Raw genomic sequence first — 15,569 nt, 5'->3', positions numbered from 1 at the left:
GGGGGCGGGCCCGGAACCGGTCAGGGAACGGTGGTCGAGACGACGTAGACCCGGGGGTTCTTCGGGTTGGTCAGGTCCACGGTGATGTCGCGGGTGGGGCGGGGGTCCTGCGCGTCCAGGGTGATCCCGGCCCACTTGTGCTTCTTGCTCCAGCTCCAGCCCGCGATCCTGGCGTCGTGATCGGAGATCGACACGCCCGGGGTCAGCGCGGCGCGGCTGGTGCCGGCGTCCGCCAGGAAGGTGTCCAGCTGGGCGGGGGTGAGGCCGAACTGCATGTAGAGCCGGCTGGTGTGCCAGTTGTTCGTCTCCAGGTACCCCACCAGCGAGGCCATCATCGGCACGGGGACCTCGTAGATGCTGCGCTGCACCTTGGAGGGCCAGCCGCCACGCACCTTGACGGCGCCCACCTTGGCGGCCTTGTCCCGGCCGCTCTCGCGGCTCTGCTGGGCGGAGACGGCGAGGTAGCCCGCCGGGACGCCGACCAGCAGCAGGATGATGATCGCGGTGATCCACCGGCGCCGGACGGTGGCGCGGCGGTCCTGGCGGGCCCGGTCGTCCTCCGCCGAGGGCGGGCGGTCGCCGCCGGCCTCGGGGGAGGACGCCTGTCTGGGCAGGGAGGGGGGCGGTGTCACTGGTCGTCCTGGTCCTTGGTGGCCGTGGTGTCCTTCGGCCGCGCCGGACCGGCGGCCGGGCGCAGGCCGAGCTGCGCGTAGCGCTCGTAGCGCTCGACGCGCCGCCGCGTGGCGCGGCGGAACCGGCGGGCGACGAGCCGGGAGAGGTCGGCGGCGCCGACCATGCCCGCCTCGGGGCCGAGCTGGGCCTTGGCGATCCGCGCCTCGGGGCGGTAGCCGCGGCCGGTGAGGTGGCGCCGGAAGGCGTCGCGGGCGGGCCCGATCAGCAGGTCGTCGGCGGCGCTGACGCCGCCGCCGATGACGAAGCAGGACGGGTCGAGGGCGGCGGCGAGGTTGGCGATGCCGACGCCGAGCCACTGGCCGATGTCCTGGAGGAGCTCGACGCACATGGCGTCGCCCTCGCGGGCCAGCTCGGTGATGAGCGGCCCGGTGATCTCGGCGACGTTGCCGCCGACCTTGGCGATGATGTTGTGCGCGACCGGGGAGTCGGCGGCGGCCAGCTCGCGCGCCTCGCGGACCAGGGCGTTGCCGGAGCTGTACTGCTCCCAGCAGCCGCGGTTGCCGCAGGGGCAGCGGTGGCCGCCCGGCACGACCTGCATGTGGCCGAACTCGCCGGCCACTCCGTAGCGGCCGCGCTTGACCTGGCCGCCCTCCAGGATGGCCCCGCCGATGCCGGTGCCCAGGGTGATCATGACGAGGTGGTCCTCGCCGCGGCCCGCGCCGAAGCGCCACTCGGCCCAGGCGGCGGTGTTGGCGTCGTTGTCCACCATGACCGGGACCGCGAGCCGGGACTGGAGCGCGTCGCGCAGCGGCTCGTCGCGCCAGGCCAGGTGCGGGGCGAACAGCACGCGCGAGCGGTCGGCGTCCACCCAGCCGGCGGCGCCGATGCCGACCGCGTGCACGTCGTGCCGGTCGGAGAGGTCCAGCACCAGTTCGACGATGGTGTCCTCGACGACCTTGGGGCTCTTGGACTTGTCCGGGGTCTCGGTCCGGATCTTCTCCAGGATGACCCCGTCGGCGTCGACCACGCCGGCCATCACCTTGGTGCCGCCGATGTCGATGCCGACGGTCGGGACGCGCGGGGCGGTCAGCAGCGACCGGCGCTCGCGCGTTCCGACGGTCCGCAGGACGGTGCCGCGCGCCGCGCCCCGGTGGGAGAGCGCGAAGTCCCGGTACGTGCTCATCGCGTCGTGTCGTCCCTGTCGGAGGCTGCGGCGGAGTCGGAGGGGCTGCCGGAAGCGGTTCCGGCGGGGGTGCCCGGTGCTGATTCTGCCACCCGCTCCAGCTCGTGGCTCAGCTCGTCCAGCTCGGAACCGCCCGCCATCTGCCGGGTGAGCTCGTCCAGGGTGATCGAGTCCCGGGTGTGGCTGCCCGCCATGGCCCCGCGCTTGAGCAGCACGAACCGGTCTCCGACGAGGTGGGCGTGGTGCGGGTTGTGGGTGATGAGGACCACGCCGAGACCGGCGTCGCGGGCCGCGGCGACGTACTTGAGGACCACGCCGGACTGCTTCACGCCGAGGGCGGCGGTGGGCTCGTCGAGGACGAGGACCTTCGCCCCGAAGTACACGGCGCGGGCGATGGCCACGCACTGGCGCTCGCCGCCGGAGAGGGTGCCGATGGGCTGGTCCACGTCCCGCAGGTCGATGCCCATGCGCAGCAGCTCGGCGCGGGTGGTCTCGCGCATCCGCGCGACGTCGAGGCGGCGGAAGGGGCCGCGGCCCTTCGTCGGCTCGGAGCCGAGGAAGAAGTTCCGCCAGACCGGCATGAGGGGGACGACGGCGAGGTCCTGGTAGACGGTCGCGATGCCGTGGTCGAGGGCGGCGCGCGGGTTGGCGAGCACAGTCTGGGCGCCCTCGATCTCGAAGCTGCCGGCGTCGTGCCGGTGCAGCCCCGCGATGATCTTGATGAGGGTGGACTTGCCGGCTCCGTTGTCGCCGAGCACACAGGTGATCTCGCCGGCCGAGACCTCCAGGGAGACGCCCTGGAGCGCGCGGATGTTGCCGTAGTACTTGCTGACGTCGGTCAGCTTCACCAGGGCGGTCCCGGTGGTCGCGGGGTCCGCGCCGGGCGTGGTCTTCGTGGTCACTTGCTCGCCTCCGCCCGCTTGCGGACCCATGCGTTGAGCAGCGTCGCCAGCAGGAGCATGGCGCCGAGGAAGAACTTGAACCAGTCCGGGTTCCACTGGGCGTAGACGATGCCGTTGCTGGTCATGCCGAAGATGAACGCGCCGACGGCCGAGCCGATGGCGGAGCCGTAACCGCCCGTCATCAGACAGCCGCCGATGACCGCCGCGATGATGTAGAGGAACTCGTTGCCGACGCCTTCCCCCGACTGGACCACGTCGAAGGAGAACAGGATGTGCTGGCCGGAGATCCAGGCGCACAGCGCGACGCCCATGTAGAGGCCGATCCGCGTCTTGACGACGGGGACGCCGGTGGCGCGGGCCGCGTCGGCGCCGCCGCCCACCGCGAAGATCCAGTTGCCGGCGCGGGTGCGCAGCAGGATCCAGGTGGCGATGGCGACCAGGGCGAACCACCACAGGATGGTGACCTTGAGGGTCACCGAGCCGATGTTCCACTGCGAGGCGAACAGGGCCCGGGCGGAGGAGAAGCCCTCCATGTCGGCGATCGTCTTGGTGGAGACGGAGCCGCTGATCAGTTTGGTGAAGCCGAGGTTCAGGCCGGTCAGCATGAGGAACGTGCCGAGGGTGATGATGAAGCTCGGCAGTTTGGTGCGGGTCAGCATGAACCCGTTGAAGAAGCCGATGGCCAGGGTGACCAGCAGCGACACCAGGACGCCGACCCATACGTTGGCCGTCATCTGGTAGCTGAACATCGAGCTGAACAGCGCCGACGTGGTGACCATGACCCCGGCGGAGAGGTCGAACTCTCCGCCGATCATCAGCAGGGCGACCGGGACCGCCATGATCCCGATGGTGGAGGCCGAGTACATGATCGTGCTCAGGCTGGAGGTCCGCAGGAAGCTGTCGGCGGCGAAGGAGAAGAAGACGAAGACGGCGACGGCCCCGACGACCGCGCCCAGCTCGGGGCGGCCCAGGAGCCGGCGGACGTACGAGGTCGGCGCGAGCCGTTCGTCGGCGGTGGCGGCGGTGCTCATCGGCTGCCCCGCTTGATGAACTCCTCCAGCTTTGCGGCCTCGGCCCCGGTGACGATCTGCGGGCCGGTCAGCACCGGGCGGCCGCCGCCGAGGACGTCCGCGTTGTAGCGGTAGAGCCAGAGCAGGTCGATGGCCTGGTAGCCCTGGAGGTAGGGCTGCTGGTCGACGGCGAAGCCGAGGGCGCCGGACTTCAGGTCGCGGGCGACGGACTCGTTGAGGTCGAAGGTGTCCACCTCGGCCTTGCTGCCCGCCGCGTCCTTGGCCTTGATGGCGGTGGGGGCGAAGGGCGCGCCGAGGGTGACGATCGCGTCGACGGAGGGGTCGGCCTGGAGCTTCGCCTGGACGGCCGCCTGCACGGAGGGCATGTTCGTGCCCTCGACGTAGAGGTTCTCCATGCTGCCGCCGAAGGTCTTCTTCGCCCCGGCGCAGCGCTGCTCGTGGCCGACGTTGCCCTGTTCGTGCAGGACGCAGACGGCCTTCTTGCGGCCCCGCTTGGTCAGCTCGGTGCCGACCGCCTCGCCCGCGATCTCCTCGTCCTGACCGATGTGGGCGAGGGCCCCGTACGCGGCCGACTGGGCGGATCCGGAGTTGACCGTGATCACCGGGATGCCCGCCTTGACGGCCTTGCCGATGACGTCCTTGAGCGCGTCGGGCTTGGCGAGGCTGACGATGATCCCGTCGACCTTCTGGTCGATCGCGTTCTGCACGAACTGGGCCTGCTGCTGTGCCTGGTCGTCGTGCGAGTACACGAAGTTGATGTTGTCCTTGGCGGCGGCTTCCTTGGCGCCCTTCTGGACGATGTCCCAGAAGGTGTCGCCGTCGCCCGCGTGGGTCACCATCGCGAAGGTCCAGCGCGGCGTGGACACGGCGGGCCGGCCCGCCTGAGCGGCCTTCGCCCGCTCCTCGGCACGCTTGCCGCCCGTGCTGCTGCAGCCCGCGAGGGAGGCCCCCAGTACCACCGCGAGCACGGCGCCCACGACGCGTACCCCTGTCCGAACCCTAGCCACGTCGCCGTGCCCTTCCCTCGTTGTGCCTGCCACTGAACTCAAAGTGGTCATTCCGGTTCCAGCCGCCCAGTATCCGCCACAGTGGACCTTGGCGGCCCATCGGGGGCCGTCGCCACCATCGTGGCCTTCCCCGGACAGAGCCGGGCAGATTGACAGCTCCCCCGGACGGGGCCACGTTGAGTGCATGCGCATCGGGCTCATCGGGACGGGCCGGATCGGCTCCTTCCACGCGGCCGCCCTGGCCCGCCGGCCGGACGCCGGTTCGCTGCTCCTCGCCGACGCCGACGCCGGGCGGGCCGCGCGGCTCGCGGACCGGCTCGGGGCCACCGCCGCGCCCACCGTCGAGCAGGTCTTCACCTGGGGCGTGGACGCCGTGGTGGTGGCCTGCGCGACCGAAGCACACGCCGAGCTGGTCGTACGGGCGGTGCGGGCCGGCCTGCCGGTGTTCTGCGAGAAGCCCCTGGCCCCCGACCTGGCGCGGACCCTGGCGGTGCTGCGCGAGGTGGAGTCCGTCGGCGGGACCCTCCAGCTGGGGTTCATGCGCCGCTTCGACGCGGGCTGCCGCACCGCGCGGGAGCTGGTCCGTTCGGGCGCGCTCGGACGGCTGCACACCGTACGGACGATGACGGCCGATGCCGCACCGCCGCCCGCCGCGTACCTCGCGGGCTCCGGCGGGCTGTTCCGGGACTGCCTGGTGCACGACTTCGACATGGTCCGCTGGGTGACCGGGCACGAGCCCGTCGAGGTGTACGCGACCGGTTCGGACGCGGGACCCGCGCGGTTCCGGGAGGCCGGGGACGTCGACACGGCGGCGGCGCTGCTGACCCTCGACGACGGGACGCTGGTCAGCAGTACCGCCACCCGGTGCAACGGCGCCGGGTACGACGTGCGGATGGAGTTCGCCGGGGAGCTGGACCAGGTCTCCTCCGGGCTGGACGACCGTACGCCGATCGCCTCGACGGAACCGGACGGGCCGCCCCCGGCGAGCAAGCCGTGGACCGGGTTCCTGGAACGGTTCGGGCCGGCCTACGAGGCCGAGCTGGGCGCCTTCGTCTCGCTGGTGCGCGGCGAGGGGCCCAATCCGTGCGACGGGCGGGAGGCCCTGGCCGCGTTCCGGGTCGCGGAGGCGTGCGAACGCTCCCGGCGTGAGCGCCGCCCCGTGCGCATGGACGAGCTGCCGGATCTCCGGGGCGGCGGGCATGCGGGCCACAGTAAGGCCGCTGATCAAGCCCCGTAGAGGCGTTTTACGGCCATCGTGCAGCCGGCGGAGCTCCGCCCCCAGGCGGTGCCGGCGAGGACCAGGACGACGCCCGCGAGGCCGAGGGGGCCGAGGTGCTCGCCGCCGAGGGCGATGCCGGCCCCGGCCGCCCACAGCGGTTCGGTGCCGAGCAGCAGGCTGACCCGGGAGGGGGAGGTCCTGCGTACGGCCCACATCTGGACGAAGAAGGCGAAGAGGGTGCAGAAGACGGACAGGAAGGCCAGCCCGGCCCACTGGGCGGGCCCGAAGTCCGCGGCGGCCGCCCAGGGCGCGGCGCCGGTGCCGGGCAGCGCGCAGAGGGCGGCGAAGAGCAGGACGGCGCCGCCGAGCTGCACGGTGGTCAGGGAGAGCGGGTCGGCGTCCTGGACGGCCTTGATCCGGGCCATCAGGAGCACGTGCAGGGTGCGGGCGAGGGCGGCGCCGAGGATCAGCAGGTCACCGGGGCCGGGGGCGGTGAGGCCGGCGCCCTGGGTCAGCAGCACCACTCCGGCCACCGAGACGGCGGCGGCGCCGAGGAAGGACGCCGAGGGGGCGGTGCGGCGTACGGCGGATTCCGCGAGCGGGGTGAAGATCATGGTCAGGCTGATGATCAGCCCGGCGTTGGTGGCGGAGGTGCGCACCACCCCGTAGGTCTCCAGCAGGAAGATCCCGCCGAGTACGAGGCCCAGCACACCGGCGCCGCGCAGCTGGGCGGGACCGAGGGCGCGCAGCCGCCGCCGGCCGGCGAGGACGAGCACGGGCAGGACGAGCGCGAAGCGCAGCACGAGCACGGCGAGCACGGTGTGCGCGGTGGTGACGCCCTTGGCCGCGAGGTAGCTGCCGCCCCAGACGACGGCGACCAGCAGGACGGGCAGGTCAGCGAGCCGCGCGCGGCGGGGGGCGAGCGCGGGGGCGGGGGCGGCGAGGGTGGGCACCGGGGCGGCTCCGTCGGCGGGAAGGGCGTGGAGACGACGGCGGCTCGCACGGATGCGGGCTCACCGTAGCGGAGTGGATCTTCCCGGTCGACCGGTTCGCGGGGTGGCCGCGCGGCGGCTTCCGGGGCGGCCCGCGAGCCGCGCCGCCGGCGCCCCGGCGTTCAGTCCACGAAGCTGCCGAAGGTGGCGCGGCCCGTCGGCCGGTAGGTGTGCAGGGCGACGCCGGTGGACGTGGTGCGCGCGTCCGCCAGCGCGAAGGCCGTGGGCAGCCCGCCGGTGGAGAACAGCTTGCGTCCCGCGCCGAGGAAGACGGGGAGGACCATCAGGTGCAGCTCGTCCACGAGGTCGCGGGCCAGCAGCCACTGCGCCAGCTGTCCGCTGCCGTGAACCTGGAGCTCCCCGTCGAGGGCGTCCTTGACCCGGACCACCTCCGCCTGGAGGTGTTCGCCGTCCAGCACCGTGGCGGGCCCCCACTCGGGGTCCTTGAGGGTGGTCGAGGCCACGTACTTGGGCAGCCGGTTCAGGCCGCCCGACACCGGGTCCATCGGATCGTCGTGCCGGGGCCAGTACGCGGCGAAGATGTCGTAGGTCCGGCGCCCGAGCAGGAAGGCCCCGGCGCGGGTGAAGTTCTCCGTCACGAAGGCCCCCATGGCCTCGTCGTCGAAGGGCACCACCCAGCCGCCGTACGCGAACCCGTCGCGGGTGTCCTCCTCCGGGCCGCCGGGGCCCTGCATGACGCCGTCGAGGGTGAGGAAGGTGGTGAGGGTCAGCTTGCCCATGGCACTGCGCTCCTTGAGGTCGGCTCGCTCGCTCTGCCTTGCACCCCTCAGACTCCCGCCCGGCGCGGAACTCATCGGTGCGGCGCGCGCGAAGCCGGACGCGGCGGCGGGCGAACCCGGCCCGGACGCGGCGCGCGCGGACCGGCTGCGGCGCGGGCGGGTCCGGGCCCGGACGCGCCCGTGGGGCGCACCGCGGGTGCGGCGCGCCCCACGGGAGGGAGCTCGCGCCCCGGGGGTGTCGGCCCCCGGGGCGGTCGGTGGGGCGGGGTGGCGTCAGCCGCCCAGCTCCTGGTGACGGGCGGCGTGCGCGGCGGCGCCGCCCTCCGTCAGCGAGCCGAACAGGCGCAGCCGGGAGAAGCCGCCGTCCGGGAAGATGTCGATGCGTACGTGGGTGCCCACCACCGGGGCGTCCAGCACGAAGCGGTGGTTGGTGTCGGGCTGGAGGCGGGTGCGCGGCAGGAACTCCGTCCACTCCCCCTCCTCGCCCGTCTTGACCGACAGCGAGGCCCAGCCGGCCGAGTTGCCCTTGAGGTAGGCGGTGTCGATCTCGACGGCGCGGATCTCGGACTCGGCGACCAGCTGGTAGCGGATCCAGTCGTTGCCGTTGTCGCGGCGGCGGGCGGTCTCCCAGCCGTCGTCCATCTTGCGGGAACGGCCCGGGTTGATGGTGTTGGTCGGCGGGGAGTAGAAGCGGTTCGAGGCGTCCTCGACGGAGCCGCCGTTCTCCAGGGCGACGACGTCGAAGGTGCCGAGCGCGGCGAGCCACTTCGGGTCGGGGCGGACCTCGCCGTAGACGCGCAGGCGGGCGACGCCGCCGTCCGGGTGCTGGTTCAGGCGCAGGTGCGTGAAGCGCTGCTCGACGGAGACCTCGAAGCCGTTGGCGGCGTGGCCACCGACCTGGGTGCGCTCGACGAGGGTCGTCCACTTGACGTCGTCGGACAGCAGTTCCCCGGCGGTCGGGGAGCCGGCAACCGAGGCGGCCTGTACGGAGACGGCCTGCGGCATGTTGCCGCGGAAGTGGGCCGTGTCGACGACGATGCCGCGGATGACGCCGGGGGCGCCGAGGCGGATCAGCGCGTAGTCGTGGTCCTCGGGGGTCGGCCAGGGCTGCTCGGCGGAGACGCCGCGGCGGCGGCGGGTCTCCCAGCCGTCCATGACCTTGCCCTTGTGGCCGAAGTGCTCGGGGTCGAAGTGCGGGGCCTCGGCGATGAGCAGGTTCTCGCGCTCGGCGAAGAACTCGTCGTTGGCGGCGATGACGCCGGCGCCCAGCTCGCGGGCCGCGAGGTTCGCGTACTGGGTGAAGGGGAACTCCGCGGTGCGGTAGTCCGCGTACGGGTCGCCGCCTCCGTACGGGTTCGCGTTGCCGGTGAAGGTGGGAATCGCCACTTGTCAGTTCTGCCTTTCGAGGAGTCGGCCCGTGGGCTCGGTCGGGGTGCCGTGGTCGGCGATCCGCGTACCGCGCAGCCAGGTGGACTTCACGACGCCGTGCAGGGTCTTGCCCGCGTACGCCGTGACCTGGTTGCGGTGGTGGAGGTGCGCCGGGTCCACGGTGAAGGTCTCATCGGGGGCCAGGACGGCGAAGTCGGCGTCGCGGCCGGCCTCGATGGCGCCCTTGGCGGTGAGTCCGGCGAGGGCGGCCGGGGCGGTGGACATCCAGCGCGCGACGTCTTCGAGGGTGCGGCCGCGCTTCCTGGCCTCGGTCCAGATGGCCGGCAGGCCCAGCTGGAGGGAGGAGATGCCGCCCCAGGCGGTGGCGAAGTCGCCGGTCTTCAGGTCCGCGGTGGAGGGCGAGTGGTCGGAGACGACGCAGTCGATGGTGCCGTCGGCGAGCGCGTCCCACAGGAGGTCCTGGTTGGCGGCCTCGCGGATGGGCGGGCAGCACTTGAACTCGCTGGCGCCGTCCGGGACTTCCTCGGCGGTGAGGGTGAGGTAGTGCGGACACGACTCGACGGTGATCCGGACGCCCTCGGCCCGGGCGGCCGCGATCATCGGCAGCGCGTCGGAGGAGGACAGGTGCAGGACGTGGACGCGGGCGTTCAGCCGCTTCGCCTGGGCGATCAGGTTGCCGATCGCGGTGTTCTCGGCGTCGCGCGGACGGGAGGCCAGGAAGTCCGCGTACTTGGGCCCGGGCTTGTGGGGCGCCGCGTCCAGGTGGTGCGGGTCCTCGGCGTGCACGATCATCAGGCCGCCGAAGCCGGTGATCTCGGCGAGGGACGCGGCCAGCTGGTCCTGGTCGAGCTCGGGGAACTCCTCGACGCCGGAGGGCGACAGGAAGCACTTGAAGCCGTAGACGCCGGCGTCGTGCAGGGGCCGCAGGTCCTTGACGTTGTCGGGCAGCGCGCCGCCCCAGAAGCCGACGTCCACGTGCGCCTTGGTGCGGGCGACCTCCTGCTTGACGCGGAGGTTCTCGACGGTGGTGGTCGGCGGGAGGGAGTTGAGCGGCATGTCGAGGAGGGTGGTGATGCCGCCGGCCGCGGCGGCGCGGGTGGCCGTCCAGAAGCCCTCCCACTCGGTGCGGCCGGGGTCGTTGACGTGCACGTGGGTGTCCACCAGGCCGGGGAGCAGGACGTCGTCGCCGAAGTCCTCCAGCCGGGCTCCGGCCGGTACCTCGGCGTCGTGGGCCAGCACGGCCGTGATCTTCCCGCCGGCGACGGCCACCGAGGCGGCGCGCGTCCCCTCGGGGGTGATGACGCGCGTCGAGCGCACTACCAGTTCCACAGCCGCGTCGGCCACCGGAACCTCCCCATCTACTTCCACAGAGTGAAATTCAACGTTCTGTTGACGGAGTCTTCCCCGCGATCGGGGGCCAGTCAAGAGCCGCCGGACGGACCGACCGGGCATCCGTGCCGCAATTGGAGGTTTCCACAGAATGGAATTAAGATTTCACCATCCAGAATGTAGCTAGCCCCACCGGGAGCTGGGCGGTAACTTCACGATGACCTCCGCCACCCGGACAAACCCCCTCTGACCGGCGGGGACGGCGAAGCCCCGGCTCTAGGGCCGAGGCCGAGCGACGGGTAGGCTGCTCCCTTGCCTGCCAGCACCGAAAGGACCGCGCCGTGCCGACGTCCAGCGCCAGCACCACCGACGCTTCCGCCAAGCCCACCGCCGCGGGCGGGGGCGTCCAGTCCCTTGAGCGCGCCTTCGATCTGCTCGAACGCATGGCCGATGCCGGTGGCGAGGTAGGTCTCAGCGAGCTCTCCGCCGCCAGCGGGCTGCCGCTGCCGACCATCCATCGCCTGATGCGGACCCTCGTCGCCTGCGGCTACGTACGCCAGCAGCCCAACCGACGGTACTCCCTCGGCCCCCGGCTGATCCGCCTCGGCGAGTCCGCCGCGCGGCTGCTGGGCACCTGGGCCCGCCCCTACCTGGCGCGCCTGGTCGAGGAGACCGGCGAGACGGCGAACATGGCCCTGCTCGACGGCGACGAGATCGTCTACGTCGCCCAGGTGCCGTCCAAGCACTCCATGCGCATGTTCACCGAGGTCGGCCGCCGCGTGCTGCCGCACTCGACGGGCGTGGGCAAGGCGCTGCTCGCCCACACCCCCGCCGACGAGGTGCGCGCCCTGCTGGCCCGCACCGGGATGCCGGCCGCGACCGAGAAGACCATCACCACGCCCGAGGGCTTCCTCGACGCCCTGGAGAAGGTCCGCAAGTCCGGCTACGCGGTCGACGACAACGAGCAGGAAATAGGAGTCCGCTGCCTCGCCGTGTCGGTGCCGAACTCGCCGACCGCCGCCGCGATCTCCATCTCGGGACCGGCGGGCCGCGTCACCGAGGCCGTGGCCGAGTCCTTCGTACCGATCCTCCAGGGGGTGGCCGCCGAGCTGTCGGTGGCCCTGCAGAGCCAGAGCCCGGCCTGACCGGTACGCACCCGCCGGCGGGCGGACCCGCGAAGGCCCCGGTGCACCCTCCTCGGTGAGGGGGCACCGGGGCCTTCGCGAAGTGAGTACGGTCTGCTCATGCACAGCATCGCGGTGGAGCAGCAGCGGGGGCACGTCCTCCTCATAGCGGGCGACGCGGCCGTGCGCCGCCGCGCCGTCCAGGTCGCGCCGAGCGCCAATCTGGCCGCGCTGGGGGTGGTGCCCGTACCGGCGCTGCTGAACAGCGGCCTCCCCAGCGACACCACGTACCTCGACGGGGCGCGCGATCCGAACACCGTGCTGATGCGGCTGCGGACGGCGGCCGCGACGCCCGGGCCGCTGTTGGTCTACCTCTCGGGCCGGCTGAGCGTCGACCGCCGGACGCGCCGGCTGCACCTGTGCCTCGCCGGGACGACGGCGGCCTCCGTCCGCTACACCGGGCTGCCGTGGGAGTGGCTGGGCGCCGAGCTGCGCGACCGGCCGGCCGGGCTGACCACGGTGCTGCTCGACCTCGCGGCGGACAAGGCCGCCTGGCCGCTGCTCCAGGAGTACGGCACCCTGCCCGCCTCGCCGTCCGCCGAGGTGTACGGGGTGATCGTGCCGCCGGCCTTCGCGGGCGGCGGCCACGGGGTCAGCGGTTACACCCGGCACTGGATCGAACAGCTCCGCAGCAGCCCCGCCCGGCCGGACAACCTCCGGCTGCACGCCCTCGCCGTCGGCGCCGCCGCCCTCCCGCCGGGCACCCTCGTCGTACCCACGGCCCACGAACTGGCCGCCCGCCCGTCGGCGGAACCGGCGTTCGCCCCGCCCCGCGCAGCCGCCCCGGCGTACGGCGCCGGACGGCCCCCGTCCGCCGAACCCGCCGAGGCGTACGGGGACCCCGCCGGACCCGCGCCGGGTGCGAGCGCGTCCGCCCCGGCGGACGGGTCCGCGCACGGGGCCCGGCTCGGGGCGGCGTACGGAGACCCCGCCGGGCCCGCACCGGGCAGGAGCGCCTCCGCCCCGGCGGACGGGCCCGCGTACGGGGTCCAGGCCGGAGCGGCGTACGGAATCCCCGCCGGGCCCGCACCGGGCGCCAGCGCGCCCGCCCCGGTCGGCGGGTCCGCGCACGCGGTCCGGGCCGGGGCGGCGTACGGGGACCCCGCGGGGTCCGTGCCGGGCACGGGCGCCTCCGCCCCGGCGGAGGTGTCGGCGTACGGAGTCCGGCGCGGGGCCGGCCGCGGCGGCGGTGCGGCCGGAGGTTCCGGGCGCGGCAGCACGTACGGGGCGCCGGGGAGTGCGGTGGAGCACGCGCGGGGCGGGACGGACGAGCTCGCGCGGGAGCGGCCCGCCGAGCCCGACGAGGCGCCGGCCGGTGGCGGGGATCCGCGGCCGCACCTGCACGCCCTGGCCACCTCGCAGCGGCACGCCGAGGCCGCCGCGCTCGCCCGGGAGTGGGAGGAGCACGCGCTGCGCAGCCACGGCCCCGGCTCGCCGGAGGCGGTCCACTGGTCGGAGATCCGCGCCGACCTGGCCCGGATGGCCGGCGACTACCGGCTGGCCACCCGGCTGTGGACCGGCGTCGGCCGGACCCGGCTGGCCCGCCAGTCGCCGGACGCCCCCGAGGTCAAGGGCGCGGCGGCGGGTGCCCTCTACTGCTGGACCCAGCTCAAGGACCGCGCGGCGGTGGCCGAGACCGGCCCCGAGCTGGTCAGCCTGCTGCGCGCGCTGCCCTCGCTCGACCCCCGCCACCTGGAACTGACCCGCCAGCGCCTCGCCCTCCTGGGCCACACCCCGATCGGGCGTTAGCGCCTGCGGCGGGCCCAGCCCCACGGCCGGACGCCGAGCGGCCGGGTACCCCACGGCCGGGTGTCCCACGGCCGGACACCCGGCGGCCGGGCCCGCCACGGCCGGATGCCCCCGATCAGGCCCTCGTCGCGGCCGGATGCCCCGGCCCGGGCCTACATCGCGGCCGGGTGTCCCGCAGCCGAATGCCCCACGGCCGGGCGCCCCACAGCCGAGCGCCCCGCAGCCGAATGCCCGGCGGCCGGGCCCGTCGCGGTCGGATGCCCCCTGCCAGGGCCCTCGTCGCGGCCGGGTGCCCCCGGCACGGGCCTACGTCGCGGGCACCGGTGCCGGGCTCTGCGTGAGGCGGCCGTCGGCCATGGTGGCGGTGTGGTCCATCCGGTCCAGGTGCGCGTGGTCGTGCGTGACCAGCACCGTGGCGGTGGACCGCTCCCGCGTCAGGGTGACGAGCAGGTCGAGCACCGCCGCGCCCCGCTCGTGGTCCAGCGCGCTGGTCGGCTCGTCGACCAGCAGCACGGAGGGATCGTTCATCAGCGCGCGGGCGATGTTGACGCGCTGGCGCTGGCCCCCGGACAGCTGGTGCGGCCGCTTGTCCGCCTTGTCGGCCAGCCCCACCGCGTCCAGCAGCTCCAGCGCGCGGCGGCGCACCTGCCGGGAGGGCCGGCCGGAGAGGTGCGCCATGACCTGGAGCTGCTCGGCGGCGGTGAGGGAGGCCAGCAGGTTCGGCTGCTGGAAGACGATGCCGATCTCCGCCCGGCGCAGCGCCGATTTCTCGGCGGCGCTCAGCCGGGTGGTGTCCCGGCCGGCCAGGACCACCCGTCCGGAGTCGGGGGTGACCAGCGTGGCGGCGACGGCCAGGAGGCTGGACTTGCCGGAGCCGGACGGGCCCACGATCGCGGTCAGGGTTCCGGCGGGCACCTCCAGGAAGACCGCGTCGAGGGCGGTGAGGCGGCCGTCGCCGTCGGGGTAGGTGAGCGTGACGTCGTGGACGAGGAGGGTCATCGGGCGCTCCCGAGGGCGGTCAGCGGGTCGACGGCGGTGATCCGCCGGATGGACAGGGCCGCGCCCAGCACCCCGAGCGCGATCATGATCACGGCCGGTACCAGCACGGTGGCGGCGTCGAGGACGAAGGGAACGTCGCCGCCGCTGATCAGCGCGCCGGCGCCGACGGCCAGCGCGGTGCCGGCCCCGGTGCCGAGGGCCAGCATCACCACCGCCTGGCCCAGGGCGTCCTTCAGCAGGTACGGGGTGGAGGCGCCGAGCGCCTTCAGGACGGCGATGTCGCCGCTGCGCTGGATCGTCCACACCGTGAAGAAGGCCCCTATGACCAGCGCGGAGATGGCGAAGAGGAACCCGCGCATCAGCTGGAGGGAACCGTTCTCGGCCTGGTACGAGCCGATCGCGCCCAGCGCCGCGTCGACGGTCATCGACGTGGTTCCGGCGGCCCGGTCACCGGCGGCCCAGTCCACGTCGCCGGACCCGTCGAGGGCGATGACGGTCGCGGCGGTGTCGGCGGTACCGGACGTGCCGGGGTTGCCGACGCGCTGCCAGTCGTCGAGGTCCATCCAGACGACCGGGGTGTGGCTGAAGGCGGCGGTGCCGGAGACGGCCGCCACGGTGAGCTCCAGCGGGCCGACCTTCAGCCGGCCGCCCGCGCCCAGCCCGCCCAGCTCCTTGGCGGCCTTCTCGGTGAGGACCACCTGGCCGGGGGCGAGCCGGGTCCCGGCGGGCGCGAGCCGGCCGGCCGGTTCGACGCCGAAGACGGAGACGGCGGCGGTGCGCTCACCGGAGTGGGCGTTGGTGGTGCGGATGCCGAGGGGTTCGGCGGCGCTGATCCCGGGCCGGTCCCGCCAGGCCGACCAGGCCTTGTCGGTGAGCTGGGAGTTGGTGAAGGAGACCTTCTGGTCCCCGCCGGGCGTGGCGAACGCGAGCCGTGCGGCCGGCAGACCGGTGACGGCCGAGACGTTCTCCCGGGCCAGGCCGGAGGTGAGCCCGGACAGCAGGCCGACCAGCAGCGTGATCAGCAGCACGACCGAGCCCATGAGGGCGAAGCGGCCCTTGGCGAACCGTAGATCTCTCCATGCGACGAACATGTTCCCCACCTTGGCCGTCCCCGCGGGTCCGCGGCATCGCGCCGCGGGAGGGATCCTCCTATCGAAGGTGGCATCCCTTCATCGAACTTTTGGTTGACCGGGGCGCTCGGGCGCCGCCTTA

Annotated in this window: 14 protein-coding genes; 3 read left to right on the top strand and 11 right to left on the bottom strand. The window is 73.8% G+C overall.

Annotated elements, in window-relative coordinates; all coding sequences use genetic code 11:
- Positions 1-20: 20 nt before the first annotated feature.
- Genes ACZ6ZT_RS22395 through ACZ6ZT_RS22375 form a run of 5 tightly spaced genes read right to left on the bottom strand, consistent with a single transcriptional unit; the run spans position 21 to position 4,756 of the window.
- Positions 21-632, bottom strand: coding sequence for a hypothetical protein (locus ACZ6ZT_RS22395; RefSeq protein WP_469721520.1), 612 nt, complete (start codon positions 630-632; stop codon positions 21-23).
- A complete protein-coding gene (locus ACZ6ZT_RS22390; RefSeq protein ID WP_469721519.1) occupies positions 629-1,816 on the bottom strand; it encodes an ROK family glucokinase in 1,188 nt (395 codons plus the stop codon). Before ACZ6ZT_RS22390 ends, ACZ6ZT_RS22395 begins: the two co-directional genes overlap by 4 nt.
- A complete protein-coding gene (locus tag ACZ6ZT_RS22385) occupies positions 1,813-2,748 on the bottom strand; it encodes an ATP-binding cassette domain-containing protein (protein ID WP_469721518.1) in 936 nt (311 codons plus the stop codon). Before ACZ6ZT_RS22385 ends, ACZ6ZT_RS22390 begins: the two co-directional genes overlap by 4 nt.
- Positions 2,715-3,749, bottom strand: coding sequence for an ABC transporter permease (locus ACZ6ZT_RS22380; RefSeq protein WP_469721517.1), 1,035 nt, complete (start codon positions 3,747-3,749; stop codon positions 2,715-2,717). The genes ACZ6ZT_RS22385 and ACZ6ZT_RS22380 overlap by 34 nt, the downstream gene beginning before the upstream one ends.
- Positions 3,746-4,756, bottom strand: coding sequence for a sugar ABC transporter substrate-binding protein (locus ACZ6ZT_RS22375; protein ID WP_469721516.1), 1,011 nt, complete (start codon positions 4,754-4,756; stop codon positions 3,746-3,748). Before ACZ6ZT_RS22375 ends, ACZ6ZT_RS22380 begins: the two co-directional genes overlap by 4 nt.
- 184 nt (positions 4,757-4,940) lie before the next feature.
- Between ACZ6ZT_RS22375 and ACZ6ZT_RS22370 the strand changes: the two genes are divergently transcribed.
- Positions 4,941-5,993: a Gfo/Idh/MocA family protein gene (locus ACZ6ZT_RS22370; protein WP_469721515.1), complete on the top strand. Its 1,053-nt coding sequence runs from the start codon at positions 4,941-4,943 to the stop codon at positions 5,991-5,993.
- Here ACZ6ZT_RS22370 and ACZ6ZT_RS22365 read toward each other — a convergent pair.
- The 4 genes from ACZ6ZT_RS22365 to allB form a co-directional block, all read right to left on the bottom strand.
- Entirely contained in the window at positions 5,981-6,928 is a 948-nt protein-coding gene (locus ACZ6ZT_RS22365; protein ID WP_469721514.1) for a DMT family transporter, read from the bottom strand. The two genes, ACZ6ZT_RS22370 and ACZ6ZT_RS22365, sit on opposite strands and share 13 nt — an antisense overlap.
- Before the next feature lie 161 nt (positions 6,929-7,089).
- Positions 7,090-7,707, bottom strand: coding sequence for a dihydrofolate reductase family protein (locus tag ACZ6ZT_RS22360; protein WP_469721512.1), 618 nt, complete (start codon positions 7,705-7,707; stop codon positions 7,090-7,092).
- Between the two features lie 273 nt (positions 7,708-7,980).
- On the bottom strand, positions 7,981-9,093 hold the full coding sequence (gene alc, locus ACZ6ZT_RS22355; protein ID WP_469721511.1) for an allantoicase: 1,113 nt from the start codon (positions 9,091-9,093) through the stop codon (positions 7,981-7,983).
- 3 nt (positions 9,094-9,096) lie between these two features.
- Positions 9,097-10,440, bottom strand: coding sequence for an allantoinase AllB (gene allB, locus ACZ6ZT_RS22350; protein WP_469721509.1), 1,344 nt, complete (start codon positions 10,438-10,440; stop codon positions 9,097-9,099).
- 326 nt (positions 10,441-10,766) lie between these two features.
- On the opposite strand from allB, the gene ACZ6ZT_RS22345 reads away from it, so the two are divergent.
- Both ACZ6ZT_RS22345 and ACZ6ZT_RS22340 read left to right on the top strand, forming a co-directional pair.
- Complete coding sequence (locus ACZ6ZT_RS22345) at positions 10,767-11,570, top strand: IclR family transcriptional regulator (RefSeq protein WP_469721507.1); 804 nt, start codon at positions 10,767-10,769, stop codon at positions 11,568-11,570.
- Between the two features lie 99 nt (positions 11,571-11,669).
- Complete coding sequence (locus ACZ6ZT_RS22340) at positions 11,670-13,358, top strand: hypothetical protein (protein WP_469721505.1); 1,689 nt, start codon at positions 11,670-11,672, stop codon at positions 13,356-13,358.
- Between the two features lie 306 nt (positions 13,359-13,664).
- On the opposite strand, the gene ACZ6ZT_RS22335 is transcribed toward ACZ6ZT_RS22340, so the two are convergent.
- Complete coding sequence (locus tag ACZ6ZT_RS22335; RefSeq protein ID WP_469721504.1) at positions 13,665-14,357, bottom strand: ABC transporter ATP-binding protein; 693 nt, start codon at positions 14,355-14,357, stop codon at positions 13,665-13,667.
- Positions 14,354-15,448, bottom strand: a complete 1,095-nt coding sequence (locus tag ACZ6ZT_RS22330) for an ABC transporter permease (protein WP_469721502.1) — start codon at positions 15,446-15,448, stop codon at positions 14,354-14,356. The genes ACZ6ZT_RS22335 and ACZ6ZT_RS22330 overlap by 4 nt, the downstream gene beginning before the upstream one ends.
- Positions 15,449-15,569: the final 121 nt, after the last annotated feature.

This window comes from Streptomyces sp. NPDC102258 (assembly GCF_055584685.1).
The sequence above is the reverse complement of the archived record's forward strand: the minus strand, read 5'-3'. Positions and strand labels throughout refer to the sequence as shown.